Source organism: Mycobacterium sp. NGS39, from assembly GCF_059812765.1.
Map to the genome: position 1 here is coordinate 142,013 of NZ_JCALDH010000003.1, position 23,853 is coordinate 165,865.

22 protein-coding genes are annotated in these 23,853 nt (G+C 66.6%); 12 read left to right on the top strand and 10 right to left on the bottom strand.

Annotated elements, in window-relative coordinates; translation table 11 throughout:
- Positions 1 to 40: 40 nt before the first annotated feature.
- On the top strand, positions 41 to 1,603 hold the full coding sequence (locus tag AC5Y39_RS05355; RefSeq protein ID WP_500016224.1) for a flavin-containing monooxygenase: 1,563 nt from the start codon (positions 41 to 43) through the stop codon (positions 1,601 to 1,603).
- Between the two features lie 72 nt (positions 1,604 to 1,675).
- Entirely contained in the window at positions 1,676 to 2,638 is a 963-nt protein-coding gene (gene nrdF / locus AC5Y39_RS05360; protein WP_499908077.1) for a class 1b ribonucleoside-diphosphate reductase subunit beta, read from the top strand.
- Positions 2,639 to 2,774: 136 nt separating this feature from the next.
- On the opposite strand, the gene AC5Y39_RS05365 is transcribed toward nrdF, so the two are convergent.
- The 4 genes from AC5Y39_RS05365 to AC5Y39_RS05380 form a co-directional block, all read right to left on the bottom strand.
- The gene (locus AC5Y39_RS05365) at positions 2,775 to 3,113 is read right to left on the bottom strand and encodes a YebY family protein (RefSeq protein ID WP_500016225.1); all 339 of its coding nucleotides are present in this window, start codon (positions 3,111 to 3,113) and stop codon (positions 2,775 to 2,777) included.
- Positions 3,114 to 3,526: 413 nt separating this feature from the next.
- A complete protein-coding gene (locus AC5Y39_RS05370) occupies positions 3,527 to 3,952 on the bottom strand; it encodes an Ltp family lipoprotein (protein ID WP_500016226.1) in 426 nt (141 codons plus the stop codon).
- 370 nt (positions 3,953 to 4,322) lie between these two features.
- Positions 4,323 to 5,108 carry a DUF1906 domain-containing protein gene (locus AC5Y39_RS05375; RefSeq protein WP_500016227.1) on the bottom strand — a complete coding sequence of 262 codons (786 nt, stop codon included), beginning with the start codon at positions 5,106 to 5,108 and terminating at the stop codon, positions 4,323 to 4,325.
- Between the two features lie 156 nt (positions 5,109 to 5,264).
- Positions 5,265 to 6,329, bottom strand: a complete 1,065-nt coding sequence (locus AC5Y39_RS05380; RefSeq protein WP_500016228.1) for an iron-siderophore ABC transporter substrate-binding protein — start codon at positions 6,327 to 6,329, stop codon at positions 5,265 to 5,267.
- A 106-nt stretch (positions 6,330 to 6,435) separates the two neighbouring features.
- Here AC5Y39_RS05380 and ctaD point away from each other — a divergent pair, with 106 nt between their 5' ends.
- Genes ctaD through AC5Y39_RS05420 form a run of 8 tightly spaced genes read left to right on the top strand, consistent with a single transcriptional unit; the run spans position 6,436 to position 14,761 of the window.
- Positions 6,436 to 8,205 (top strand): aa3-type cytochrome oxidase subunit I, encoded by a 1,770-nt coding sequence (gene ctaD / locus AC5Y39_RS05385; RefSeq protein ID WP_500016229.1) that lies wholly within the window; start codon positions 6,436 to 6,438, stop codon positions 8,203 to 8,205.
- A 4-nt stretch (positions 8,206 to 8,209) separates the two neighbouring features.
- Positions 8,210 to 9,451 carry a phosphoserine phosphatase SerB gene (gene serB, locus AC5Y39_RS05390; RefSeq protein WP_500048187.1) on the top strand — a complete coding sequence of 414 codons (1,242 nt, stop codon included), beginning with the start codon at positions 8,210 to 8,212 and terminating at the stop codon, positions 9,449 to 9,451.
- Positions 9,451 to 10,311 (top strand): ABC transporter ATP-binding protein, encoded by an 861-nt coding sequence (locus AC5Y39_RS05395; protein WP_500016231.1) that lies wholly within the window; start codon positions 9,451 to 9,453, stop codon positions 10,309 to 10,311. The genes serB and AC5Y39_RS05395 overlap by 1 nt, the downstream gene beginning before the upstream one ends.
- Before the next feature lie 23 nt (positions 10,312 to 10,334).
- Positions 10,335 to 11,120: an NUDIX hydrolase gene (locus AC5Y39_RS05400; RefSeq protein ID WP_500016477.1), complete on the top strand. Its 786-nt coding sequence runs from the start codon at positions 10,335 to 10,337 to the stop codon at positions 11,118 to 11,120.
- Positions 11,117 to 11,884, top strand: a complete 768-nt coding sequence (locus tag AC5Y39_RS05405; RefSeq protein ID WP_500016232.1) for an enoyl-CoA hydratase — start codon at positions 11,117 to 11,119, stop codon at positions 11,882 to 11,884. The genes AC5Y39_RS05400 and AC5Y39_RS05405 overlap by 4 nt, the downstream gene beginning before the upstream one ends.
- 11 nt (positions 11,885 to 11,895) lie before the next feature.
- Complete coding sequence (locus AC5Y39_RS05410) at positions 11,896 to 12,873, top strand: methyltransferase domain-containing protein (protein ID WP_500016233.1); 978 nt, start codon at positions 11,896 to 11,898, stop codon at positions 12,871 to 12,873.
- Positions 12,831 to 14,078 carry a THUMP-like domain-containing protein gene (locus AC5Y39_RS05415; protein WP_500016478.1) on the top strand — a complete coding sequence of 416 codons (1,248 nt, stop codon included), beginning with the start codon at positions 12,831 to 12,833 and terminating at the stop codon, positions 14,076 to 14,078. Before AC5Y39_RS05410 ends, AC5Y39_RS05415 begins: the two co-directional genes overlap by 43 nt.
- Positions 14,075 to 14,761, top strand: a complete 687-nt coding sequence (locus AC5Y39_RS05420) for an esterase (protein ID WP_500016234.1) — start codon at positions 14,075 to 14,077, stop codon at positions 14,759 to 14,761. The genes AC5Y39_RS05415 and AC5Y39_RS05420 overlap by 4 nt, the downstream gene beginning before the upstream one ends.
- Before the next feature lie 55 nt (positions 14,762 to 14,816).
- Here the strand turns inward: AC5Y39_RS05420 and AC5Y39_RS05425 are convergent, their stop codons facing one another.
- Entirely contained in the window at positions 14,817 to 16,121 is a 1,305-nt protein-coding gene (locus tag AC5Y39_RS05425) for an outer membrane protein assembly factor BamB family protein (protein WP_500016235.1), read from the bottom strand.
- Between the two features lie 76 nt (positions 16,122 to 16,197).
- Here AC5Y39_RS05425 and AC5Y39_RS05430 point away from each other — a divergent pair, with 76 nt between their 5' ends.
- Positions 16,198 to 16,935: an acyltransferase gene (locus AC5Y39_RS05430; RefSeq protein ID WP_500016236.1), complete on the top strand. Its 738-nt coding sequence runs from the start codon at positions 16,198 to 16,200 to the stop codon at positions 16,933 to 16,935.
- A gap of 102 nt (positions 16,936 to 17,037) precedes the next feature.
- Here the strand turns inward: AC5Y39_RS05430 and AC5Y39_RS05435 are convergent, their stop codons facing one another.
- The 5 genes from AC5Y39_RS05435 to AC5Y39_RS05455 form a co-directional block, all read right to left on the bottom strand.
- Positions 17,038 to 17,802, bottom strand: a complete 765-nt coding sequence (locus tag AC5Y39_RS05435; protein WP_500016237.1) for an ArsR/SmtB family transcription factor — start codon at positions 17,800 to 17,802, stop codon at positions 17,038 to 17,040.
- Entirely contained in the window at positions 17,795 to 19,171 is a 1,377-nt protein-coding gene (locus AC5Y39_RS05440) for an MFS transporter (RefSeq protein ID WP_500016238.1), read from the bottom strand. Before AC5Y39_RS05440 ends, AC5Y39_RS05435 begins: the two co-directional genes overlap by 8 nt.
- A gap of 55 nt (positions 19,172 to 19,226) precedes the next feature.
- On the bottom strand, positions 19,227 to 20,450 hold the full coding sequence (locus AC5Y39_RS05445; RefSeq protein ID WP_500016239.1) for a glycosyltransferase family 4 protein: 1,224 nt from the start codon (positions 20,448 to 20,450) through the stop codon (positions 19,227 to 19,229).
- Positions 20,451 to 20,541: 91 nt separating this feature from the next.
- A complete protein-coding gene (locus AC5Y39_RS05450; protein WP_500016240.1) occupies positions 20,542 to 22,086 on the bottom strand; it encodes a 1,4-alpha-glucan branching protein domain-containing protein in 1,545 nt (514 codons plus the stop codon).
- Positions 22,083 to 22,835, bottom strand: a complete 753-nt coding sequence (locus tag AC5Y39_RS05455; protein WP_500016241.1) for a class I SAM-dependent methyltransferase — start codon at positions 22,833 to 22,835, stop codon at positions 22,083 to 22,085. The genes AC5Y39_RS05450 and AC5Y39_RS05455 overlap by 4 nt, the downstream gene beginning before the upstream one ends.
- 206 nt (positions 22,836 to 23,041) lie before the next feature.
- Here AC5Y39_RS05455 and AC5Y39_RS05460 point away from each other — a divergent pair, with 206 nt between their 5' ends.
- Positions 23,042 to 23,839 (top strand): electron transfer flavoprotein subunit beta/FixA family protein, encoded by a 798-nt coding sequence (locus AC5Y39_RS05460; protein WP_500016242.1) that lies wholly within the window; start codon positions 23,042 to 23,044, stop codon positions 23,837 to 23,839.
- The last annotated feature ends 14 nt before the right edge of the window (positions 23,840 to 23,853 follow it).

Below are 23,853 nucleotides of genomic sequence, written 5' to 3' on the forward strand. Positions count from 1 at the left end.
GTTACCCGGTACCGGCGTTCCCAGGAAAGGACGGACCGCCATGACTGTCACCGAACCAAGCGTGGACACCCGACCGGACGCTTCGCCCATCCATACCCGCGCGCTGATCATCGGCACCGGCTTCTCCGGCCTCGGCATGGGCATCGCGCTGCAGAAGCAGGGGGTGGACTTCCTGATCCTGGAGAAGGCCGACGAGGTCGGCGGCACCTGGCGCGACAACACCTATCCCGGATGCGCCTGTGACGTCCCGTCGCACCTGTACTCCTTCTCCTTCGAGCCGAAGCCGACGTGGAGCAAGCTGTTCTCGCCGCAGCCGGAGATCTGGGATTACCTCAAGGGCGTCACCGACAAGTACGGGTTGCGCCGCTACATCAAGTTCAACGCCTTTGTCGACCGCGCGAATTGGGATGACGCCGAGTGCCGCTGGCATGTGTTCACCGCGGATGGCCAAGAGTACGTCGCGCAGTTCCTGATCTCCGGGGCCGGCGCATTGCACATACCGTTGATCCCCGACATCGACGGCAGGGACGAATTCCGCGGTGCCGCTTTCCATTCGGCGCAGTGGGACCACAACGTCGACCTCACGGGCAAGCGCGTTGCGGTGATCGGCACCGGAGCGAGTGCCATCCAGATCGTGCCCGAGATCGTCAAGGACGTCAGCGAACTGCAGCTCTACCAGCGCACGCCGCCGTGGGTGGTGCCGCGGCCCAACAAGCCGTTCCCGGAAAGCCTCAAGCGAGCCTTTGCGACTGTCCCGGGTTTGCGGCTGGCCGTTCGCGGCGGCATCTATTGGTGGCTCGAGGGGCTGGGCTTCGCGATGACCCGGCAGCCGGCACTTCTGCGGGCGGTCGAGCTGGTGGGTCGGTGGAACATCCGGCACCACGTCAAAGACAAGGAGCTGCGCCGCAAGCTGACTCCGACGTACCGGGCGGGGTGTAAGCGAATTCTCTACTCGCCCAACTACTATCAGGGCGTCGCGAATCCGAAGACGCAACTGATCACCGACCGGATCAACCGGATCACGCCGGACGGGATCGTCACCGCCGACGGCACCGAGCGCAAGGTCGACGTCATCGTCTACGCGACCGGATTTCACGTCACCGACTCCTACACGTACGTCGACGTCAAAGGCGCCGGGGGAGAAGACCTGGTGGATCGGTGGAACCGCGAAGGCGTCGTGGCACACCGCGGCGTCGCCGTGGCCGACGTGCCCAACCTGTTCTTCCTGCTCGGTCCCAACACCGGGCTCGGGCACACCTCGGTTGTCTTCATGATCGAGGCGCAGATTCGGTACGTGGCCCAGGCGATCGCGGCGGTGGACAAACGCGGTGCCCAGGCACTGGCGCCTACCCGCGACGCCCAAGACCGCAAGAACGCCGAACTTCAGCAAAGGCTCGCCGGCTCCGTGTGGAACACCGGCGGATGCCGCAGCTGGTATCTCGACGCGCACGGCGTCAACCGGACTCTGTGGAGCGGGATGACGTGGGAATACTGGCGCGATACCCGCAAGCTTGACCCCAGCGAGTACCGGTTCTGGGACGGTCGCACCGACACGAAAAATCTAGATGTTGGGGTGCCGGAGGTTGTCGCGCCCCAGAGGTAGTGTCGGTGGCGCGCTATAGAACCGCTATAGGCACGTCAAAACTCCTTGGTGAAGTGGGGTCCCGTGAGCGACATGAAACTCATCGACCGCGTTTCGGCGATCAACTGGAACCGTCTCCAGGACGAGAAGGACGCCGAGGTCTGGGACCGGCTGACGGGCAACTTCTGGCTGCCCGAGAAGGTGCCGGTGTCCAACGACATCCCGTCGTGGAACACCCTCACCCCGGCTGAAAAGCAACTCACCATGCGGGTGTTCACCGGGCTGACGCTGCTCGACACCATCCAGGGCACGGTCGGTGCGGTCAGCCTGATTCCCGACGCGCTGACGCCGCACGAAGAGGCCGTCTACACCAACATCGCGTTCATGGAGTCGGTGCACGCCAAGAGCTACAGCGCGATCTTTTCCACGTTGTGCTCGACGGCTGAGATCGACGACGCGTTCCGCTGGTCGGAGGAGAACCCGAACCTGCAGCGCAAGGCCGAGATCGTCATGGAGTATTACCGCGGCGACGAGCCGCTGAAGCGCAAAGTGGCCTCGACGCTGCTGGAGAGCTTCCTGTTCTACTCCGGCTTCTACTTGCCGATGTATTGGTCGAGCCGGGCCAAGCTGACCAACACCGCCGACATGATCAGGCTGATCATCCGCGACGAGGCCGTGCACGGCTACTACATCGGCTACAAGTACCAGCGCGGCCTGGCGCTCGAGGACTCGGCCAAGCAGCAGGAGCTCAAGGACTACACGTACGAGTTGTTGTTCGAGCTCTACGACAACGAGGTCGAATACACCCAGGACCTCTACGACGAGGTCGGCCTGACCGAGGACGTCAAGAAGTTCCTGCGCTACAACGCCAACAAGGCACTGATGAACCTGGGCTACGAGGCGCTGTTCCCGCGCGACGAGACCGACGTGAACCCGGCGATCCTGTCCGCGCTGAGCCCGAACGCCGACGAGAACCACGACTTCTTCTCGGGTTCGGGTTCGTCGTACGTGATCGGCAAGGCCGTCATCACCGAAGACGAGGACTGGGACTTCTAACGTCTATACGCAGAGCCTCCTACTTAGATGGCCAGCGTGAAGCGAGCGAGCTCCTTGCTCTACCCCCATCGGCGTGGCCTGCCAGCGCTCGCCTAACCACGTGACCGGGGTCGTTGACTTAACCCGCCGGGGGCGGTTATTTCCCGTTCATGGCGCACAGTTTCTGTCCTTCGGCGTCGAAGTCGCCGGAGTTGACTTTCGGCGCGAAACCGGTCGGGTCATCTAGCCAGATATCGCGAAAGTTCTTCCAACCCTCTTGTGGTGCCCAGTCCATTGCGGTGCCATTCGACGCATATGTGTCGCTGCTTCCATCCGGAGTAAAGGTGATTGAGCTGCCCTTTGTCGCATCACACGTGAGCGTTCCGCCGTCGACACTAAGCGGCCAAACGCCGTGGAATGTTGCTCTGCTGATGTGCTCGCTGTGGACGAGATTCGTGCCAGCGTCATCGCCGCACGCCGCGGCGGCGCTGAGCAAGAAGATAACGACAAATAGCAATGCTCGATGAGTTGCAAACCCCGCGATGGCAGGAATGCTAGCGTCGTGCGCATCACCGAGAAGTGCTTTTGGCTCACTTTTACGGCCTGATAAAAGAACGCGAACATTTGCGCCGAGGTGGATTCATGTTGCAGGCATAGCTACGCTTTCCCCATCATTTGCTGCGACGTGTTGGTGCACCGCACAGTTCGAAGTGTGGCACCAGTTTCGACCCCAGGGGCGGTCGCAGAGCGGCGGCCGGCACGGTAGACGGGAGCAATCGCGGCGCCCGCTTGTGTCTGGAGCACCAGCTCGACGGCATCGGACCTGGATAGTAGGTAAACGATAGGCACAAGGACTTTTGGGGGTCGCGAACGTCCAATGCTGCGTGGGCAGCAATCTACGATCGCCGATTAGAGTCCGACGGCGGCTACTCCATACAGCGCTTGCGCTGGGGTGAACCCGGAATACTCGAGCTGGTCGATGAGTGCGCTGCGTGAGAAGGCGCTGACCTTAAGGTAGTCCTTTGCGGCCTTCGCCGCCTGTGCGTTCCAGTCAACGGTGATGTGGTCAACGGCGAAAATTGCGTCTTCAGTTGAGTAACCGCTGTATTCCAATTGTTCGATCAGCCCCTGACGGGAGAAGGCACTGACCTTGAGGTAGTCCTCTGCAGCGCGCACCGCATTTTGTTGACTCGCCGGACTGAGCGGTGGCTGATTAACCGGACCGACGGATATTCCCAGTTCAAGCGGGGTTGCCTGTGCCTCACCAGCGGCGAATCCGCTGATCACAACTAACACCGTGGTTGCCAGGGCGGTGAGGAGCCCTTTGCTGTTCATGGCTCGAAATATAACTCTCTTCGCGGGCTGTCGGGGCAGTATCGAAAAGTTAGCTGGTATGTAGCTGTGAGCGGCACAACTCATGCGCCGAGGGCACAGTGGTGTAGACGAAAGTCACTTGGAATCGCCTACATCGGCGCGGCATGAGAGTCGAATGAGAACGCGATCCCGCGCCCCACTCGTACTGCAACCAACTCCAAATGCTGCTGTTAAGCGGTGTTAGCGTATGTCGGCACGATCGTGGAGGCCGCGCTTCCAGAGGGTGCACGAAACACGCCGTCGCACCGAATTCGCGAGCCAACCCCTATTGGGGAACGCGCAATCTCGCGCTGTGCGACACGAGGCTGGGACTTTTGCCCACGTTAGAGCGCTAGCGTGCGAGGTCCCACTGCCCGAAGTCGGCCGCCAGCACGTCGTCGACGTCGACGATGGTCCCGCCGACCGGCACGCCGGGGGAGCCGGGGCTGTTGACGACCGACTGATACAGCACGGCAGCGGGTTCGCGCTCGCCGTTCGACCATGCGCGCGTCTGCCATGCCCACCGGTGCCCCGGGGTGCTCGAATGCCCGATCACGCCGTCGCGGATCGCCCATGCGCACGCCCGGTTATGCCCGTAGATGCCGGTACGCTCAACGCCCAGCACTGAGTTGATTCCCCGAAACCATTGCGCCGCAAGGTTTTTCCACGTGTCGGCGTTGATGTCCTCGTCGACGCTGAAGAAGATCGGCGCGGAATCGGGACCTCCGGCGGCGGCATGCAACTGCAGCGCTTTGTGCGCGTCCGCCACGCCGCCGTCATAACCACGGGTGAAATCCGACGGGTCCGGCCAGCCCGGTTTGCCGAATTGGTAGACGCTGACGATGTGAAGACCCGCTGCGCGAAGCGCGTCTGCATACTCGCGGGTGACGGGTTTGAAATCGAAGTTCGCGCCAGGTCGTGATTCCGAGACGTACACGATTGCGCCGTCGAAGCCTCCTGCTTTGAGCTGATCCGCGGGCACGATGTGCTCGGTGAAGTCGACCAACCGCATGTCGGCCGCGGCTGCCATAGGCTCGCCGACCGCGGCGGCCAGGCCCACGACAATCGGCGCGGCGAGCGCGTATTTAAGCACGTCACGACGCGCCACGGAGCGCTCCGGCGCAGGCGAATGACGCATCGCGCGAGGGTAGCAAGCCACGCGTTTCTCGGTGGCCGCTTGCCGGACTCGGCGCCTCCCGGCGACACTCAACTCCGCGCGACGACACGCCGACGACCACCCCCGACGTTCACGTCTCGAGGAAGCAGCGGGCCGCTCGCCCGACGGGGCCAGACCCTAATTGATTGGCGCATTCAGCCACTTCAGATCCGCGACGATGCCGCGGGCCGCGACGATTCCCTGGCCGGTCTGCCAGACCTCGTTGTTGACGACGAACACCCGGTTGTCGCGGTTCGCCGACAGCCGCCGCCACGCGTCGCTCTTCAGGATCTCCGGGGCCCGCTCCTTGGCCGCCCCGGAGGCAAACGACATGTACACGATGTCCCCGTCGGCGGCCGAGAAGTCCGCCTTGCCCAGGTCGCTGGTGCCGATCTCGATGTACGGCTTGTCGGTGAACCGCTGTGAGGCCGGCCGGTCTACGCCGACGGCGGTGAGCACGCTCGCCGGGAAGTTGGCCGTTCCGAAGACCCGCAAGGTGTTGTCGGTCAGCTGCACCACCGACGCCTGGAAGTGCGCGGCGTCATTCTCCGCGCCCGCCTTGGCCGCGAACGCGTTGAATCCGTCGACCAGTCCGTTGGCCGCATCGGCGCGGCCAGTCGCGGCCCCGACCAGCCGCAGATTGTCCTGCCAAGCGGCCCCGGGCGGCCCGGTGAACACGGTCGGCGCGATCGCGGCAAGGGCAGGGTAGAGCTCCGGCGTCAGGGCCTGTGAACCGAGGATCAGATCGGGTGCCGTCGCGCGGATCGCCGAAAGGTCAGGGGAGCTGCGCGGGCCGGCGCCGCGCACGTTGTGAATCACCGTTCCCAGGTAGGACGGCTGACTCGACGAGCTGTCGGGCAACGCAGCCGCGACGATCCGCGACTGCAGGCCCAGCGCGCACAGTGCGTCGAGTTGGTCGCCCGCGAGCACGACGATCCGCTGGGGATCGGCGGGCACGTCGGTTTCCCCGGCAAGATGGCGCACCCGCCGCACCGGCGGTCCCGGATCAGGCGCGGAGGGTTGGGGAGCACAGGATTCGTCGGGCCGGCGATCGTTGCCCAGCACGCCTGCGTCCGCGATCTTCGTCGTGCTGGTGATCACCGAGTTCGACGGGGAAGCCGCGCCACCGGGGGTCTTGGCGCCGCAGCCGACGGCGCAGGTGAGAAGGACCGCCACGACGGCAGCAACACCGGCCCTGACCACGTCGCGACGGTAACACCGCAGCCTACGACACCATGTAGGACCCGCGCCGACGCCCGCGTGCGGCTCCAACTAGGATTTAGTCCGCAACCGATATTTGGAGGAGCTCTTGACCGCGGAAGCGCCCCCTCTCGGAGTACTCGAGGCCCGCCGACCCTTCCCCCAGCGCCTGGGGCCCAAGGGCAATTTGATCTACAAGCTGATCACCACCACCGATCACAAGCTGATCGGCATCATGTACATCGTCACGTGCATGGCCTTCTTCTTCATCGGTGGGCTGATGGCACTGCTGATGCGTGCCGAGCTGGCTGTACCCGGGCTGCAGTTCCTGTCCAACGAGCAGTACAACCAGCTGTTCACCATGCACGGCACGGTGATGCTGCTGTTCTATGCGACGCCGATCGTGTTCGGGTTCGCCAACATCGTGCTGCCGCTGCAGATCGGCGCCCCTGACGTCGCGTTCCCGCGGCTCAACGCGTTCTCGTTCTGGCTTTTCCTCTTCGGCGCCCTGATTGCGCTCGCCGGGTTCATTACCCCCGGCGGCGCCGCCGACTTCGGCTGGACCGCGTACAGCCCGCTGACCGACGCGATCCACAGCCCCGGCGCGGGTGGTGACCTGTGGATCCTGGGCCTGGCCGTCGGTGGCCTCGGCACCATTCTCGGCGCGGTCAACATGATCACCACCGTCATCTGCATGCGCGCGCCCGGCATGACGATGTTCCGGATGCCTATCTTCACCTGGAACATCCTGGTGACCAGCATCCTTGTGCTGCTTGCCTTCCCGTTGCTGACGGCCGCACTGTTCGGCCTGGCCGCCGACCGTCATCTCGGAGCCCACATCTACGACCCGGCCAACGGCGGAGTGCTGTTGTGGCAGCACCTGTTCTGGTTCTTCGGCCATCCCGAGGTGTACATCATCGCGCTGCCGTTCTTCGGAATCGTCACCGAAGTGTTCCCGGTGTTCTCGCGCAAGCCGATCTTCGGATACTCGACGCTGGTCTACGCGACGATCGCGATCGCAGCACTGTCGGTGGCCGTGTGGGCGCACCACATGTACGCCACCGGCGCGGTGCTGCTGCCGTTCTTCTCCTTCATGACGTTCTTGATCGCGGTGCCCACCGGCATCAAGTTCTTCAACTGGATCGGCACGATGTGGAAGGGGCAGCTGACCTTCGAGACGCCCATGCTGTTCGCGGTCGGATTCCTCGTCACGTTCTTGCTGGGCGGTCTTTCCGGCGTGCTGCTGGCCAGCCCGCCTCTGGACTTCCACGTCACCGACAGCTACTTCGTCGTCGCACACTTCCACTACGTGCTGTTCGGCACCATCGTGTTCGCCACCTTCTCGGGCATCTACTTCTGGTTCCCGAAGATGACCGGCCGGCTGCTCGACGAGCGGCTGGGCAAGCTGCACTTCTGGCTCACATTCATCGGGTTCCACACCACGTTCCTGGTGCAGCACTGGCTCGGCAACCAGGGCATGCCCCGCCGCTACGCCGACTACCTGCCCACGGACGGCTTCGAGAGTCTCAACATCGTGTCGACCATCGGCGCCTTCATCCTCGGCACGTCGATGATCTTCTTCACCTGGAACGTGTTCCGCAGCTGGCGCTACGGCGAGCCAGTGACCGTCGACGACCCGTGGGGTTACGGCAACTCACTGGAGTGGGCCACCAGCTGCCCGCCGCCGCGGCACAACTTCTACGAGCTGCCCCGGATCCGTTCGGAGCGGCCGGCTTTCGAGCTGCACTACCCGTGGATGGTCGAGCGCATGCGCGCCGAGGCCCACATCGGCAGGCATCCCACGGTGGGGGAGTCGGGCGGCATGGGTCCGCGGACTGAGCCGGACCGCAGCGGACAGGCGGCGCCGGACCGGGGCTGATTCCGTGCCGAACGGCGGCGCCGCTGGCTCGATCCTGATTACGGTCACCGGGGTCGACCAGCCCGGTGTGACGTCGGCGCTCTTCGAGGTCCTCTCCCGCTACGACGTCGAACTGCTCAACGTCGAGCAGGTCGTGATCCGCGGCCGGTTGACGCTGGGTGTGCTGGTGGCCTGCACCGACGAGGTGGCCGACGGACCACATCTGCGTGAGGACGTCGAGCGCGCGATCCACGCTGTGGGCCTTGATGTTTCGATTGAGCGCAGCCGTGACCTGCCGATCATCGCCGAGCCGTCCACCCACACGATCGTCGTACTCGGCAGGCCCGTCACCGCGCGGGCGTTCAGCGCTCTGGCCACCGAACTGGCCGACCTCGGAGTCAACATCGACTTCATCCGCGGCGTCTCCGACTACCCCGTGACCGGGCTCGAGCTTCGCGTGTCGGTGCCGCCGGAGCGTCGGGCCGACCTGCCGCACGCACTGACGCGCGTCGCCACCGCCGAGAAGGTGGACGTCGCAGTCGAAGACACCAGCCTCGAACGGCGCGCCAAGCGGCTGATCGTGTTCGACGTCGATTCCACGCTGATTCAGCAGGAAGTCATCGAAATTCTGGCCGAGCGGGTGGGCGCACGCGACGCCGTGGCCGCGATCACCGACTCCGCGATGCGTGGGGAGATCGACTTCACCGAGTCGCTCAAGCAGCGAGTCGCGACGCTGAAGGGCCTGCCTGCCAGCGTGCTCGACGAGGTCGCCGACGAACTCGAGCTCACCCCGGGTGCCCGCACCACGCTGCGGACGCTGCGGCGCTTGGGTTTTCACTGCGGCGTCGTCTCCGGCGGATTCCGGCAGGTGATCGAGCCGCTGGCGCACGAGCTGATGCTGGACTTCGTCGCCGCCAACGAACTGGAGATCGTCGACGGCGTGCTGACTGGCCGGCTCGTCGGGCCGATCATCGACCGGGCGGGAAAAGCCAAGGCACTCAAGAGCTTTGCACAGCAGGCCGGCGTGCCGCTGGAGCAGACCGTGGCCGTGGGCGACGGCGCCAACGACATCGACATGCTGGCGACGGCCGGGCTCGGGGTCGCATTCAACGCCAAACCGGCCCTGCGGGAAGTCGCCGACGCGTCGCTGTCGCACCCGTATCTGGACACGGTGCTGTTCATCCTCGGTGTCACTCGCGGTGAGATCGAGGCCGCCGACGCAATCGACGGGACGCTGCGCAGGGTCGACATCCCGCCCGGTTCGTGATGCGGCACGATGGTCGGGTGGTCGAAACAGCCAACCGCGCGCCCGATCCGGATCTGCTGCTCGACTTCCACAACGTTTCCCTGCGCCGTGGCGGGCGGACTCTCGTCGGGCCGGTCAGCTGGTCGGTGGAGCTCGACGAGCGCTGGGTGGTGATCGGCCCCAACGGTGCGGGCAAGACGTCTTTGCTGCGGATCGCGGCGGCCATGGAGCACCCGTCGTCGGGCACTGCGTACGTGCTCGGCGAGCGGCTGGGTCGCGTCGACATGTCGGAGCTGCGCTCACGGATCGGGCTTAGTTCGTCGGCGCTGTCGCAGCGGGTCCCCGACGGCGAGGTGGTCCGCGATCTGGTGGTGTCCGCCGGCTACGCGGTGATGGGCCGGTGGCGCGAGGTGTACGACGACGTCGACTACACGCGGGCCGTCGACACTCTGGAGAGTGTCGGCGCCGAGCACCTGGCCGACCGCACCTACGACACGCTGTCCGAGGGCGAACGCAAGCGGGTGCTGATCGCGCGTTCCTTGATGACCGACCCTGAGCTGCTGCTTCTCGACGAACCCGCCGCCGGCCTGGATCTGGGCGGCCGCGAGGAGCTGGTGGCTCGGCTGGCGGATCTGGCCGCCGATCCGGACGCGCCCGCGCTGGTGCTGGTCACCCACCACGTCGAGGAGATACCGCCAGGCTTCAGCCACTGCCTGATGCTGTCCGAAGGCCGGGTGGTGGCGTCCGGTCTGCTGCGCGACACGTTGACCGCCGAGAACCTGTCCACGGCGTTCGGGCAGTCGATTGCGCTGGATGTGATCGACGGGCGCTATTTCGCCCGGCGGGTTCGCACCCGTGCCGCGCACCGGAGGCGGGCGTGAGCACGTCGGATTCCGATACCGCGATGACTCCCCGGCCGGCCGCCACCGTGATGCTGCTCCGCGACGCTGCCGACGGACTGGAAATCTTTCTGCTGCAACGTCATTCGCGTATGGAGTTCGCGCCTGGCACCACGGTCTTCCCGGGCGGCGGCGTGGACGACCGCGACCGCGAATTCGACATCGCCTGGGCCGGGCCGGAGCCTGCGTGGTGGGCGCAGAGGCTGGCCGTCGACGAGGAACTCGCGCTGGCGCTGGTGTGCGCCGCAGTGCGCGAGACGTTCGAGGAATGCGGGGTGCTGCTGGCCGGTCCCGACGAGAACAGTGTGGTCGCCGACGCCACCGCATATGCCGGCGCCCGGGACCGCCTGGCCAGCCGCGAGCTGGCGTTCAGCGACTTCCTGCGCGGCGAAGACCTGGTGTTGCGTTCGGACCTGCTGCGGCCGTGGGCGAACTGGGTGACGCCGGCCAAGGGGCATCGCCGCCGCTACGACACCTACTTCTTCGTGGCGGCGCTGCCGCCGGGCCAGCACGCCGACGGCCGGACCACCGAGGCGGTGTCGGCAGGCTGGTGGTTGCCCGCCGCAGCGATCGAGGAGTTCGCCGCCGGCCGTAGTCTGCTGCTGCCGCCCACCTGGACGCAGCTAGACACGCTGCGAAAGTATGGCAACACCGTCGATGAGATCCTTGCCGTCGACCGCGAGATCGTCGCGATGAGAACGGAAGTCATTGGCAGCGAGGGTAACTGGAGTTTGGAATTCTTCGACTCGGACCGCTACAACAAGCTGCTCGGTGGACGGTCCTGGTCGTGAACAGCGATGAGCGCTTGCGCGAAGAGCAGAGGGCAGAGTTCGTCAGCGTCTATCTCGGCGACGAGCGGCCTGGCATCGCCACGATAGTGCTGGCGCGGCCGCCGAGGAACGCGCTGACCCGTCAGTTCTGCCGGGAGATCGTCGCGGTGGCGGGCGAGGTCGGCCGGCGCGACGACATCGTCGCCGTGATCCTGTTCGGCGGCCATGAGATCTTCTCCGCCGGAGACGACCTCGCCGAACTGCGCGCGCTCAGTGCCGGTGAAGCCGACGCGGCAGCGAAACTGCGCCAGGACGCGGCAGCCGCCGTCGCCGCGATACCGAAACCGACCGTCGCCGCGATCACCGGCTACGCGCTGGGCAGTGGGTTGTCGCTGGCCCTGGCCGCCGACCGGCGGATCGCCGGCGACAACGCGAAACTCGGGTTCGCCGAAATCCTGGCCGGGCTGATCCCCGGCGGCGGAGCGCTGCAGCGGTTGCCCGCGTTGGTGGGTGTCAGCAACGCCAAGGACCTCGCCTTCTCCGGGCGGTTCGTGGACGCCCGGGAGGCGCTGGCGATGGGTCTGCTCGACGAGATCGTCGCACCCGACGCGGTGTACGACGCGGCGGCTGACTGGGCGCAACGCTTCGCAGGGTTACCCGTGCCAGCGCTGGGGGCGGCCAAGGCCGCACTCAACGACGGCACCCCGGAGGCGGAGCGGCGCGGCTACGTCGAGGTGTTCGGCCGCGCGGACCGGAGGTACGTCGCGTCGAACCGGGGCCACTAGGCTGGCGGGCTATGACCACGACCAGTCACGACCACCCGGCTCCGCAGCCGCACGCCACCGCCGAACAGGTGGAGGCCGCGCGTCACGACAGCAAGCTCGCGCAGGTGCTCTACCACGACTGGGAAGCCGAAAGCTACGACGACAAGTGGTCGATCTCCTACGACAAGCGCTGCGTCGACTATGCGCGCAACCTCTTCGACGCCACGGTGCCGTTCGAGGAGCAGCGCAAGCTGCCGTACGACCGTGCGCTGGAGCTGGGCTGCGGCAGCGGGTTTTTCCTGCTCAACCTGATCCAGGCCGGCGTCGCGCGGCGCGGATCGGTGACCGACCTGTCACCCGGCATGGTGCGGGTCGCCACACGAAACGGCCAGAGCCTCGGCCTGGAGGTCGACGGCCGTGTCGCCGACGCCGAGCGCATCCCGTACGACGACGACACCTTCGACCTGGTGGTCGGACATGCGGTGCTGCATCACATCCCCGACGTCGAGCTGTCGCTGCGCGAAGCGGTCCGAGTGCTCAAGCCGGGCGGGCGGTTCCTGTTTGCCGGCGAACCGACGAACGCCGGCGAAGCCTATGCCCGCCCGTTGTCGACGCTGACGTGGCGCGTGGTGACCAATGTGACCAAGCTGCCGGGACTGACCGGCTGGCGTCGCCCCCAGGCCGAGCTCGACGAGTCGTCGCGGGCGGCCGCGCTCGAGGCGGTCGTCGACCTGCACACCTTCGACCCGCACGATCTCGAGCGGATGGCCCGCAATGCCGGCGCGGTCGACGTGTCGACCGCTACCACCGAATTCACCGCTGCCATGCTCGGGTGGCCGCTGCGGACCATCGAGGCCGCGGTCCCGCCCGGGCGCCTCGGCTGGAGCTGGGCGAAGTTCGCGTTCAACAGCTGGATCACGCTGAGCTGGATCGACGACAACGTGTGGCGCCGCGTGGTTCCGAAGGCCTGGTACTACAACGTCATGCTCACCGGAGTCAAACCGTCGTAGCGTTCACCCTCGACGATGTCGCTTACCTGCGGTCGCAGCCGGGCGCCGAGGCGCTTGCCGAAATCGGGACCTACCCGCTTACCGACGCCAGCCGGATCTCGGACATCGCCACCGCCAGAGCCAGATTCGGCGACCGGGCCCGCGTGCTGGTGGAGACCGTGCTGCTGCGCCGTCGGGCGGCCGCCAAGCTGGCCGAGCCGGGCGACTGGCTGTTCACCGACGAAGCCCTTCAGCAAGCGACCGCGACCCCGGTAGCCGCCCACCGCGCGCGTCGGCTCGCCGGGATGACGGTGCACGACGTCACCTGCTCGATCGGCGCCGAACTGGCCGAGTTGCGGCGCACAGCCGACGTGCTGGGTAGCGACATTGATCCGGTGCGGCTGGCGATGGCACGCCACAACGTTGCCGAGGTGCCGCTTGTGCGCGCCGACGCGCTGCAACCCGTCAGCCGCAACGCCGTCGTCGTCGCCGACCCCGCGCGGCGCGCCGGAGGGCGTCGCGTCTACAGGCCGGGCGACTTCACCCCGCCGCTGACCGCGCTTTTGGACACCTACCGCGGCCGCGATATCGTCGTAAAGTGTTCTCCTGGAACAGATTTCGGTGGCCTTGACTTCGGAGGGGAAGTCGAGGTGACGTCGCTGGGCGGTGACGTCCGCGAGGCGTGCCTGTGGTCGGCGGGCCTGACTCAGCCCGCGGTGTCGCGGCGGGCCACCGTGCTCAGCTACGACGGCAGCGTCGAGCAGATCACTGATGCCGACCCCGACGACTGCCCGGTGCGACCGGCCGGTCGCTGGATCGTCGACCCCGACGGTGCGGTGGTACGGGCGGGTCTGGTCCGCCAGTACGCCGCCCGCCATGGGCTCTGGCAGCTCGACCCCAAGATCGCGTACCTGTCGGGCGACGGATTGCTGCCTGGGACAAGGGGATTCGAGGTCCTTGAGCAAAGTCCGTTCGGGGAGCGCCGGTTACGCCAGATGCTGCACGAGATGGATTGCGGCGCTGTCGAGATCCTGGTGCGCGGCGTCGACGTCGACCCGGCGGCGCTTCGCGCTCGGCTGCGGCTGCGGGGAACGCGATCGCTTTCGGTGGTGGTCACCCGCATCGGCGCCGGCTCGAAAGCGCGGGCGACTGCGTTCATTTGTCGCCCCTCGCAGCGAGCACACAGGTACCCTGGCGCAGGACACCCTTTCAAGGACGGTGCATGACACGTTCACACAGGGCGGCCGCGACGTTGGTCGCCGCGCTATTGATCGGGTCGGGGGGAAGCGCTGTGGCGCACGCACAGTCGCCGTGCGCAGATTTCGGCGGCACGCTCGACGGCACCTCGTGCCGGCTGCACACCAGCACCGACGCGTACACGGTGGACATCACGTTCCCGGTGGACTACGCGGACCCGGCGCCGATGATGGATTATCTGCGGCAGACCCGCGACGGGTTCGTCAACGTCTCGGACATGCCGGGTTCCAGCGGCCAGCCGTACGCGCTGGACATCACCTCGGAGGAATACCGGTCCGCCGCGACCCAGAGCGTGGTGCTGAAGATCTACCAGAACGTCGGTGGCGCACATCCGCTGACGTGGTATCAGGCCTACAACTACAACGTGTCGGCCCGTAAGCCGATCACCTTCGACACGTTGTTCACGCCGGGCAGCAAGCCGCTGCCGGTGATCCTGCCGATCGTGCAAAAGGAGATCGACACGCAATTGGGCAGTCGGGTGAAAGTATCACCCGCTGACGGTCTCGACCCGGCGCACTACCAGAACTTCGCGATCACCGACAACGAGCTGATCTTCTTCTTCGGGCAAGGCGAGTTGCTGCCCGCCGCAGCCGGTGCGACCGTCGCGCATGTGCCGCGGTCGGCAGTCGCTTCCATGCTCGCCCCGTTGTGATTTCGGTGCGCTTTTCGGTGCTGAGCGCACGTTTGCGCCCCGAAATCACTGACTGCTAGGCGGGGTCGAACCCGTACACCTGGCCGTCGCTGGTTGCGGTGAACACCCGCCGGTCGGTCGCGACGGACACGCCGACCGGCCAACCGGTGGCCTGCGGCAGGGCATAGCTGCTGATGGTGTGCCCGTCGCGGATACCGAAGACCAGAAGCGCAAGCCCGTTGCCGGCCGCACGCGCCACGGTATAGCCGATGTCGGCGCCTGCCTGACTCGACGTGCACAGCGCGGTGACGTCGTCGCGGCGCCACACGATGTCGCCGCGGTCGCCCTTGTCCCGGACCGCGACCAGCTTCGCGTCCGGCCCGCCCCCGGCGATCAGCAGGCCCTCGGGTCCCGCCGACGGCGGCGTTTGTGGTGAAAAGCCAAGCGCCACCGACCATTTGGGCTTACCGTCCGATGCGTTGAGCGCCCACAGCTTGCCGTCGCGGCTATTGACGTAGACGGTCGACCCGTCGTCGGAGAACACCGGGCTGCCCAACACTCCGCTCGTCACCGCGTCGGTGGACCACTCCACCGCAAGCACCGGCCCGTCGCCGGTGCTGTATCGCAGCGCGGTCAGCGTCGCCGCCGGTGCGCCGGGTTGCCAGATGCCGGTGACCAGCAGACCCGTCGCCGACGAGAACGCCGGAGCCGCCGCGATCGGGCATGCGGCACGAGCTTGCTGGCAATCGGTCAGTCCCCGCTGGCTGTCGGTCGGGTCGACGCCGGCCACCAGATCCACCGCGGAGCCGATCATCTCGCCGCGATGGGCGTCGACGACCTGCACCTGCCCCAGATGGGTGACCACCAGCAGCCGTCCGTCGCCGACGAACCGGGGTGTCAGCGGCATACCGATCACCGGATGGCGCCAGCGGACCCATTGCGTCGGCGGGAACGACAACATGGTGCCCGGTTGGCCGACGTAGAGGTTGTCGAACTTGTCGAAAAGCGGGCTGGCGAACCCGCCGCCGAGCACCAGCCGCGTGCACCAGCGTTGCCTGCCGTTGTTGTCGAACTCCCACACCATCAGTGAGCAGCCGGCTGCGGTCTGCGCGTTCGCGGCGAGGTAATGGGTATCGGTGGAGCCGAGCGCCACCGACGCGAACAGGCTGCCCTTGACCGAGCGGCTCCATACGAGTTTCAGTTTGTCTGCACCCGCGGTGGCGGTGTGGCTGCTGTTCGCGGCGTCGGCATACTGAGCCGACCAGCCCGCTGCGGGCGCAGCGTCGACCCAATCGTCGGTATTGCCGCAGCCTGCCGCCGCAAGTAAGGCGACGCCCGCCATCGCTGCCAGCCGCCGAGAAGTGCGGTGTCGCGGGAACATGCGTCCTTCCGTCGTCGGGCCGGCGTCCCCTGAGGGTAACCCGGCGCCCGAGCCGTCCGGCGTAGGCTTTGCGGCCATGACGACGATGTGGGGAGCACCGTTGCACAAGCGCTGGCGGGGGTCGCGGCTGCGCGACCCGCGCCAGGCCAAGTTCTTGACGACGGACTCGCTGAAGTGGGTTCTGAGGAACCGCGCGTACACACCGTGGTACCTGGTCAGGTACTGGCGACTGCTGAAGTTCAAGCTGACCAACCCGCACATCATCACCCGCGGCATGGTGTTCCTCGGCAAGGACGTCGAAATCCACGCGACGCCGGAACTGGCCCAGCTGGAGATCGGCCGCTGGGTGCACATCGGCGACAAGAACACCATCCGCGCTCACGAAGGCTCGCTGCGGTTCGGGGACAAGGTGGTGCTCGGCCGCGACAACGTGATCAACACCTACCTCGACATCGAGTTGGGGGATTCGGTGCTGATGGCTGACTGGTGCTACGTCTGCGACTTCGACCACCGGATGGACGACGTCAACATGCCCATCAAGGATCAAGGCATCGTCAAGAGCCCGGTGCGAATCGGGCCGGACACGTGGATCGCGGCGAAGGTGACGGTGCTGCGGGGCACGATCGTCGGCCGCGGCTGCGTGCTGGGCGCACATGCCGTCGTCAAGGGCCACGTCCCCGACTACTCGATCGCGGTAGGAGCCCCCGCCAAGGTGGTGAAGAACCGCAAGCTGGCATGGGAGACCTCGGCTGCAGAGCGGGCCCAAATGGCCGCCGCACTGGCCGACATCGAACGCAAGAAGGCGGCCCGCTAGGGCAGCTGGGCGGAAGAGCTACTCGCCGAGCGTGAGTCCAGTGCGAAAAATCGGCCGAAATTCCGCGGTGCGTTCACGTTCGGCGCAGGGAGCCTCGGCGCCTTAGTCCGCCCAGTCGATGCCGAACCAATCGGCGAGCGCCGTGCGACCGTCCGGTGTGACTTTGACCGCCCGGCCGCGCGGCATCCGCTTCACCCAGCCGGCGGCTACGAACCGATCGAGGACCGCACGGCCCAAGGCGCCGGACAAGTGGTGGCGCTGCTCGGTCCAGTCCACGCAGTAGCGGATCAACGGCCTTCTGCTCACCGGTATTTCGACTCCCAGCCCAGCGAGAATGGTGCGTCCCGTGTCCGTCAGCTCATAGCTGACGTCACGGCCAGGGCTACTGAGCGCGTCATGGTTGTCTCGGTCGGCGTCGAATCGGCCGTCGCCGCCGATCAGCACCTGCTGCCTCAGCAAGCTGGCCATCACCTCGACGCCGAGGCGTCCCGCCAGATGGTCGTAACACGTTCTTGCCGATCGCAATCGGGCCGCATTGGTGCCTTCCCGCAACGACCGGACCGGCCGAGGAGGCGCCAGCCGGACGAGGTGCTCCAGTAGCTCGCCAACATGCGGACCGGCCAGCCGGTAGTAGCGGTGCCGGCCGTGTGTTTCGACCCGCAGCAGACCCGCCTCGGTCAGCTTCGTCAGATGGCTACTGGCAGTGGATCTGCTGATTCCCGCCTCCTCAGCCAAGACGCTGGCGGGCAGCGCGCGCCCGTCGTCCAGCGCCAGCAGCACAGCGCAACGCGCGGAATCGGCGAATAGCGATGCCACCGCGGCGATGTCGGCGTCGCCGACCGACGGCAGGTCGGCTGCGTCACGCATGGCACGTCTCCTTGCTGTCGGGCGCGGGGGTTGCCCCGCGGGTGACCCACCCCAGCACGACGACCGCCGCCGCCAGTTCGACCACTCCGCCCATCGCGAGGGCGGCGCCCACCCCGCCGAGTGCCATCACCGTACCCAGCGCGGCAACACCGACCGTGATGCCGATCAGCCGGGCCAGATTGACCACTCCGGACGCAAGACCGGCGCGGGTGACCGGCATTGACGCCATAGCCAGCGCGACGGCGGGTGCGGTGTTCAACGCCAGCCCTGCGCCCGTCAAGACGAAACCCACTTCCAGCATTCCCAATCGGCCGTTCGGTCCGGCGATCGCATACAAGAACATGCCCGAAGCCATCAGACCCAGACCGGCGACCATCGGCAGCCGCCGACCGGTCCGGTGCGCCACGACGTTGACCAGCGGAACCAGCGCCAGATACGTGAGCGGCATCGGCAGGAACTCGACAGCCGTCGCCAACGCGGTTTCGCCGCGTTGTTGTTGAAACGCAAAGCTATTGACCATCAGCATGCCGTAGGTGCCGAATGTCATAGCTGCCGTCGCGGCCAACGCCGCGATCAGCGGACGGCTGCGCAACAAACGCATAGGCAGCATCGGACTGTGGACTCCGTGCTGAGTCCAGACGAACGCCCCGCCGCACACCACAGCAAGCAGCGCCAGCGCCGCCGCCCATGCCGGCGCCATCGTCCGGCCCTCGACCAGCACGAGCGTCAGCGTGGCCAGACTCGAGATCGCAAACACCTGCCCCGGCAGGTCGATTCGGCCGGCATCGGGATCGCGCGATTCGGACAAATGGCGGTATGTCATCAGCAGCGCCAGAACGCCGACGGGAGCGTTGAGCCAGAAGATGTACCGCCAACCCAGCGTATCGGTGAGTACGCCGCCCAGCACCGGGCCCAACGCTGTGCTGCTGGCTGCCGCCATCGCCCATGCTGCCGTCGCCCGGGCGCGGTCCGCCGCATCAGGGAACGCGTGGGCTGCGATGGCCAACCCTTGCGGCAGCATGAGTCCGGCGCCCAGGCCCTGAACCGCCCTCGCGGCAAGCAGCAATGGCAGGGAAGGCGTCAATGCGCAACCCAGCGACGCGGCCATGAAGACCAGCAGACCCACGCGCAGCACCGCGCGCCTGCCGAAGCGATCGCCGACCGATCCCGACGTCAAGAGCACGGCCGCGAACGCCACGTTGTAGGTGTCGATCGTCCACTGCGCTCCGGAGATCCCCCCGCCCAGGTCCGCCCGAATCGCAGGCAGCGCCAGGTTCACCGCATTCGCGTCGATCAGGCCGACGAACAGTCCGAGGTATGCCGCGATCAACGTGACAATCGAGCTGTACGTAATCCTGTTGGTGCCCATACCCGCACGGTATGGGCGAAACGATTCGACGCCGATCGAATCGTCCGGCGCTGATCTAGCGGTCGGGCAATGCCCGTTCGGCGATGACTGGCCGCGCCAGCGGTTGGCGCTCACGGCGTTTGGCGGCCATGTAGACCTGTGCGGTCTCGTCGGCGACTGTGCTCCAGGAGAAGTCGGATGTGAGCCGTCGCCGTGCGGCGTCTGCTCGGTGCTGCGCAGCAACCGGATCGTCGAGCACGCGACGCACCGCCGTCGCCAATCCCGCGACATCCCTTGGGGCGAACGATATTCCAGTGTGTCCGTCGATCACTGCCTCACCGAGGCCGCCCACGTTCGACGTCACCAGCGGCGCGCCGGCGGCGGCTGCCTCGAGCGCGACGATGCCGAACGGTTCGTAGTGGCTGGGCAACACGACGGCGTCGGCGTCGTGCAGTTCTTGGAGCAATTGACTGTGGTCGAGATGTCCGAGGAATACCGTGGCCTTCTGCACTCGATGGCGACGGGCCTGTTCGGCGAGCCAATCCTGTTGTGTGCCTTCGCCTGCGATCCTCAGCGTGGTGCCCGGATGGGTCCGCCGGATCCGTGGCAAGGCGGCGATGAGATCGTGGACGCCTTTCTCGTATTCCAGCCGGCCGACGAACAGCAGTCGCGCCGGTCCGCTGCGCGGCTTCCGCGGCGCGAAAGGCCAAGTGCTTGAGTGAATTCCGTTTCGGATGACGTTCACAACCGGCAAGCCGGGGCTGAACAGTGTGGTGATCTCGTCACGCATCGACGCCGAACAGGTGATCAGCTCGTCGGACTCATGAGCCAGCCAGTACTCCAATGCGTGCACCTGACGACTGACCCGCCCGTTGAGCCATCCCGAATGCCGGCCGGCCTCAGTGGCGTGCAGGGTGGAAACCAATGGGATGTCGAAGAACTCGGAGAGGGCAACCGCCGGGTGCGCCACCAGCCAGTCGTGCGCGTGGACAACGTCGGGAGTGAAGCGCGCCGCGAGGCCGGCCCGCACCATCGCGTGGCCCATCGCCAACACCCAGGCCATCATGTCGGTGCCGAACTGGAACTCGTGCGGGTCTTGTGCGGCGGCTATGACGCGCACGCCGTCATGTACTTCGTCGGTGGTGGGGTGGGTGGCCGGGTCGGTGTCAAAAGGCCGGCGGCTCAACACCACGACCTCATGACCGGTCGCCGCCAACGACGTCGCTAGGTGGTGGACATGGCGACCGAGGCCGCCGATCACCACCGGCGGGTACTCCCACGACAGCATCAAGACTTTCACTTGCGCACCTTCGTCGGCCGCGAGGGTGCGCTGTGGCACGCCCGGTGCGGCGTGTCGCGGAGCAGACACGCACGCTCGCGGGGCGCGGAAGTCACCGCGGGAGCCTGCGCGCGTCGAGCGCGCCGAACAGGCCGTCGGCGCGGTTCCAGCCGTCTGCGAGCCGCTGCGCCGCGTCGCGGCGCCCAGATGCCAACGCCCCTGCGATCTCCCGGGTTGCGTGGGCGTGAAGATGGGCGCGATAGCGGGCGTAGTCGGCGGCCGAATCCTTGCTGACCATGAACGGCCAGTCACTGGACACCGTCAACAGCGTCTCGCGCAAGATCTGGTCGGCGACGAAGTCGCGGGCGTGCGGCGCGTCGGTCTGCTCCAACGCCTTGTCGACGGTCGTCAGCGCGGTGTCGACCACCTCTGCGTTGAGCTGCACCAGATCGGCCACCTGTTCGCCCGCCCACACCTGCCAGTCCTTGCCGGAACCCCAAGAGCTGGGCGGCAATTCGACGGGGGAGCCGACGAACCCGGCGCTCGCGGCGTCGCGCAGCGTGCCGATCCGCACACCGGCTGCGGGCAGTGCCCGCAGCACCCGCTCGAGCCACATCGGGCCCTCGTACCACCAGTGCCCGAACAACTCGGTGTCGAACGCGGCGATGACGTGCGCGGGGCGGCCGAGCCGTTCGCTCTCGGCGACGAGGCGGCGCCGGACGACGTCGACGAAATCGGCCACGTGTGCGTCGACCGTCCGCTCGGCACGCGCGGGGTCATACGGCGCCTTCTGATCGGCGGGCACATTGCGTCCGGTCACCCGAGCCGGCTTGAGCCCGGTGTGGTGGTCGTAGGTGTGGAAGTCGCGGTAGGCCGCGTGGCCCGGGTAGCCCGATTTCGGCGACCACACCCGATAGCTCACCTGCAAGTCGCGACCGAACGCCACCACGTCAGTCGTGCCGACCGGCCGGCCCAGCGCAGTATCGCCGTGCAACGATGGGCCGTCGACCATGAAATGGCCGACTCCTGCTGCGGCATAATCTATTTCCATACCGGGGGCGTAGGCGCATTCGGGAGCCCAGATGCCGGCCGCGGTGTGCGCGAAGCGCTGCTGTGCGTCGGCGAGGCCTTCCCGCAGCGCGAACTCGCGAAGTCGTGGATGCAGCAGCGGCTGGAACGGGTGCGCCAGTGGGCCGCCCAGCAACTCGATGGTGCCGCTGTCGATCAGCTGCCGCAGCAGCGGGCTGGCACCGTGACGCCAGAGGTTCGCGAAATCGTCGAGCGCCTCCTCGGTCTCGGCATACTCGCGGATTCCGAACTCGCGCAACGACGGAATCGTCGTCGCCTCCAGCGCGCGAAGCTGCCAATTCGCCAGCCAGTGGTGCATGCCGTCGAGACAGTACGGATCGTCGAGCTGGGCGGCCACCACCGGTGTGATGCCCAAAGTCAGTAGGCCAGTGCGGTTTTCAGCGGCCAGCCGCCGCAGCACCCGCATCAGCGGCAAGTACGCCGCAGACCACGATTGGTACAGCCACTCCTCGCCGACGGGCCAGCGGCCGTGGTGCGCCAGCCACGGCAGGTGGGTGTGGAGCACCAACGTGAACAGTCCCGGAGCCGCCTGGGCGGCGACATTGGGGTGGGGCGTGTGGTCCGTCATGGCCGCATCGCGATCGCCACCAGATCCAGGCTGTCGTCGATATCGCGATCGGACGTCAGCTCGAAGTCGTCGACGCTCACCGAAGCCACGTCGGCCAGCAGCTCGGTGGGCCAGGGCGCGTCGCTCAGCGCGCGTCGCACCTGCGCATCGATGATCGAGCCGCCGTGTTTGGCGTCCAGCGCCGCCAGCCGGGCTCCGTGGAACACCCCGCTCATCGACTTCACCGTGAAGCCGCCGGCCTCGAGAAGGGCGGTCAGTTCGGCGGCGTTGAGTTCTCGGGTGTGGAACGGGTTGACCGGGGTGTCGCGGCCGGGGGAGAAGGTGATTCTGTTCGGCGTCGACATCATCAGCAGCCCACCGGGGCGCAGCACGCGGAAGCATTCGGCGACGAATTGCGGCTGATCCCAGAGATGTTCGATGACTTGGAAGTTGACCACCACGTCTACCGAGGCGTCCGGCAGCGGCAGCGCCGCCAAGTTGCCGTGACGCACGTCGACGCGGGGATAGCGGGCGCGCACGTGGGCGACGGTGAGTTCGTCGTAGTCGAGCCCGATCACGCTTGCGGCCACGTCGGCGATCAGATCGGCGCCGTAGCCTTCTCCGCAGCCGGCTTCGAGCACGTCACGACCGCGGCAGTGCTCGACGAGCCGCCGGTAGACCACCTCGTGGCGGCGGAACCAGTAGTTCTCCTCGGCCACGCCGGGCACCGTGCGCTCGCCGGTCAGGGCCAAGGAGTCGTGTGCGCTCATCGCATCGCAGGCTAACGCTAATCAGGTTGTTCGGGAGAGGCAGCAGGCACGCGCAGTCAGGCGACCTGCGACGACCCGATATGGTGTACAGGCGAACCACGCAAAGTTACCCGCCAGTAACACGGCGTGCGGTCGAATCGGACATATCCGCACTATGGGCGCGGCCGGTCCTACGCCGGCTTATTCGAGGAGGGCAAACCACACCCATGACGAACATCGTGGTCCTGATCAAACAGGTCCCTGACACCTGGTCGGAGCGCAAACTCAAAGACGACTTCACGCTCGATCGCGACGCCGCCGATCCCGTGCTGGACGAGATCAACGAGCGCGCCGTCGAAGAAGCGCTGCTGATCAAGGAGAAAGAGGCCGCCAACGGCACGGAGAGCACCGTGACCGTGCTGACCGCCGGCCCCGAGCGTGCGACCGAGGCCATCCGCAAGGCACTGTCGATGGGCGCTGACAAGGCCGTGCACGTGCTCGACGACGGGATCAAGGGCTCCGACATGGTGCAGACCGGCTGGGTGCTGGCCAAGGCGCTCGGCACCATCGAGGGCACTGAGCTGGTGATCGCGGGCAACGAGGCGACTGACGGTGTCGGGGGCGCAGTACCGGCGATCATCGCCGAGTACCTGGGCCTGCCGCAGCTGACCCATGTGCGGAAGCTGACGGTAGAGAACGGCAAGGTCACCGCCGAGCGCGAAACCGACGACGGGGTGTTCACCCTCGAGGCGTCGCTGCCGGCCGTCGTGAGCGTCACCGAGAAGATCAACGAGCCGCGATACGCCTCGTTCAAGGGCATCATGGCCGCCAAGAAGAAGGAAGTCACCACGCTGACGCTGGCCGAGATCGGCGTCGAGCCTGACGAAGTGGGTCTGGCCAACGCCGGCTCGAAGGTGTTGTCCTCGGCGCCCAAGCCACCCAAGACCGCCGGCGAGAAGGTCGAAGACGACGGCGAGGGCGGCAACAAGATCGCCCAGTACCTGATTTCGCAGAAGATCATCTAGAAGCACCTAAGAGC

Bases quoted from the DNA above. Each gene is read 5' to 3' on its own strand.
- AC5Y39_RS05355 (WP_500016224.1), top strand. From the start codon at position 41: ATGACTGTCACCGAACCAAGCGTGGACACCCGACCGGACGCTTCGCCC.
- nrdF (WP_499908077.1), top strand. From the start codon at position 1,676: ATGAAACTCATCGACCGCGTTTCGGCGATCAACTGGAACCGTCTCCAG.
- AC5Y39_RS05370 (WP_500016226.1), bottom strand. From the start codon at position 3,952: ATGAACAGCAAAGGGCTCCTCACCGCCCTGGCAACCACGGTGTTAGTT.
- AC5Y39_RS05375 (WP_500016227.1), bottom strand. From the start codon at position 5,108: ATGCGTCATTCGCCTGCGCCGGAGCGCTCCGTGGCGCGTCGTGACGTG.
- AC5Y39_RS05395 (WP_500016231.1), top strand. From the start codon at position 9,451: ATGCGGCACGATGGTCGGGTGGTCGAAACAGCCAACCGCGCGCCCGAT.
- AC5Y39_RS05400 (WP_500016477.1), top strand. From the start codon at position 10,335: ATGACTCCCCGGCCGGCCGCCACCGTGATGCTGCTCCGCGACGCTGCC.
- AC5Y39_RS05410 (WP_500016233.1), top strand. From the start codon at position 11,896: ATGACCACGACCAGTCACGACCACCCGGCTCCGCAGCCGCACGCCACC.
- AC5Y39_RS05420 (WP_500016234.1), top strand. From the start codon at position 14,075: ATGACACGTTCACACAGGGCGGCCGCGACGTTGGTCGCCGCGCTATTG.
- AC5Y39_RS05425 (WP_500016235.1), bottom strand. From the start codon at position 16,121: ATGTTCCCGCGACACCGCACTTCTCGGCGGCTGGCAGCGATGGCGGGC.
- AC5Y39_RS05430 (WP_500016236.1), top strand. From the start codon at position 16,198: ATGACGACGATGTGGGGAGCACCGTTGCACAAGCGCTGGCGGGGGTCG.
- AC5Y39_RS05435 (WP_500016237.1), bottom strand. From the start codon at position 17,802: ATGCGTGACGCAGCCGACCTGCCGTCGGTCGGCGACGCCGACATCGCC.
- AC5Y39_RS05440 (WP_500016238.1), bottom strand. From the start codon at position 19,171: ATGGGCACCAACAGGATTACGTACAGCTCGATTGTCACGTTGATCGCG.
- AC5Y39_RS05450 (WP_500016240.1), bottom strand. From the start codon at position 22,086: ATGACGGACCACACGCCCCACCCCAATGTCGCCGCCCAGGCGGCTCCG.
- AC5Y39_RS05455 (WP_500016241.1), bottom strand. From the start codon at position 22,835: ATGAGCGCACACGACTCCTTGGCCCTGACCGGCGAGCGCACGGTGCCC.
- AC5Y39_RS05460 (WP_500016242.1), top strand. From the start codon at position 23,042: ATGACGAACATCGTGGTCCTGATCAAACAGGTCCCTGACACCTGGTCG.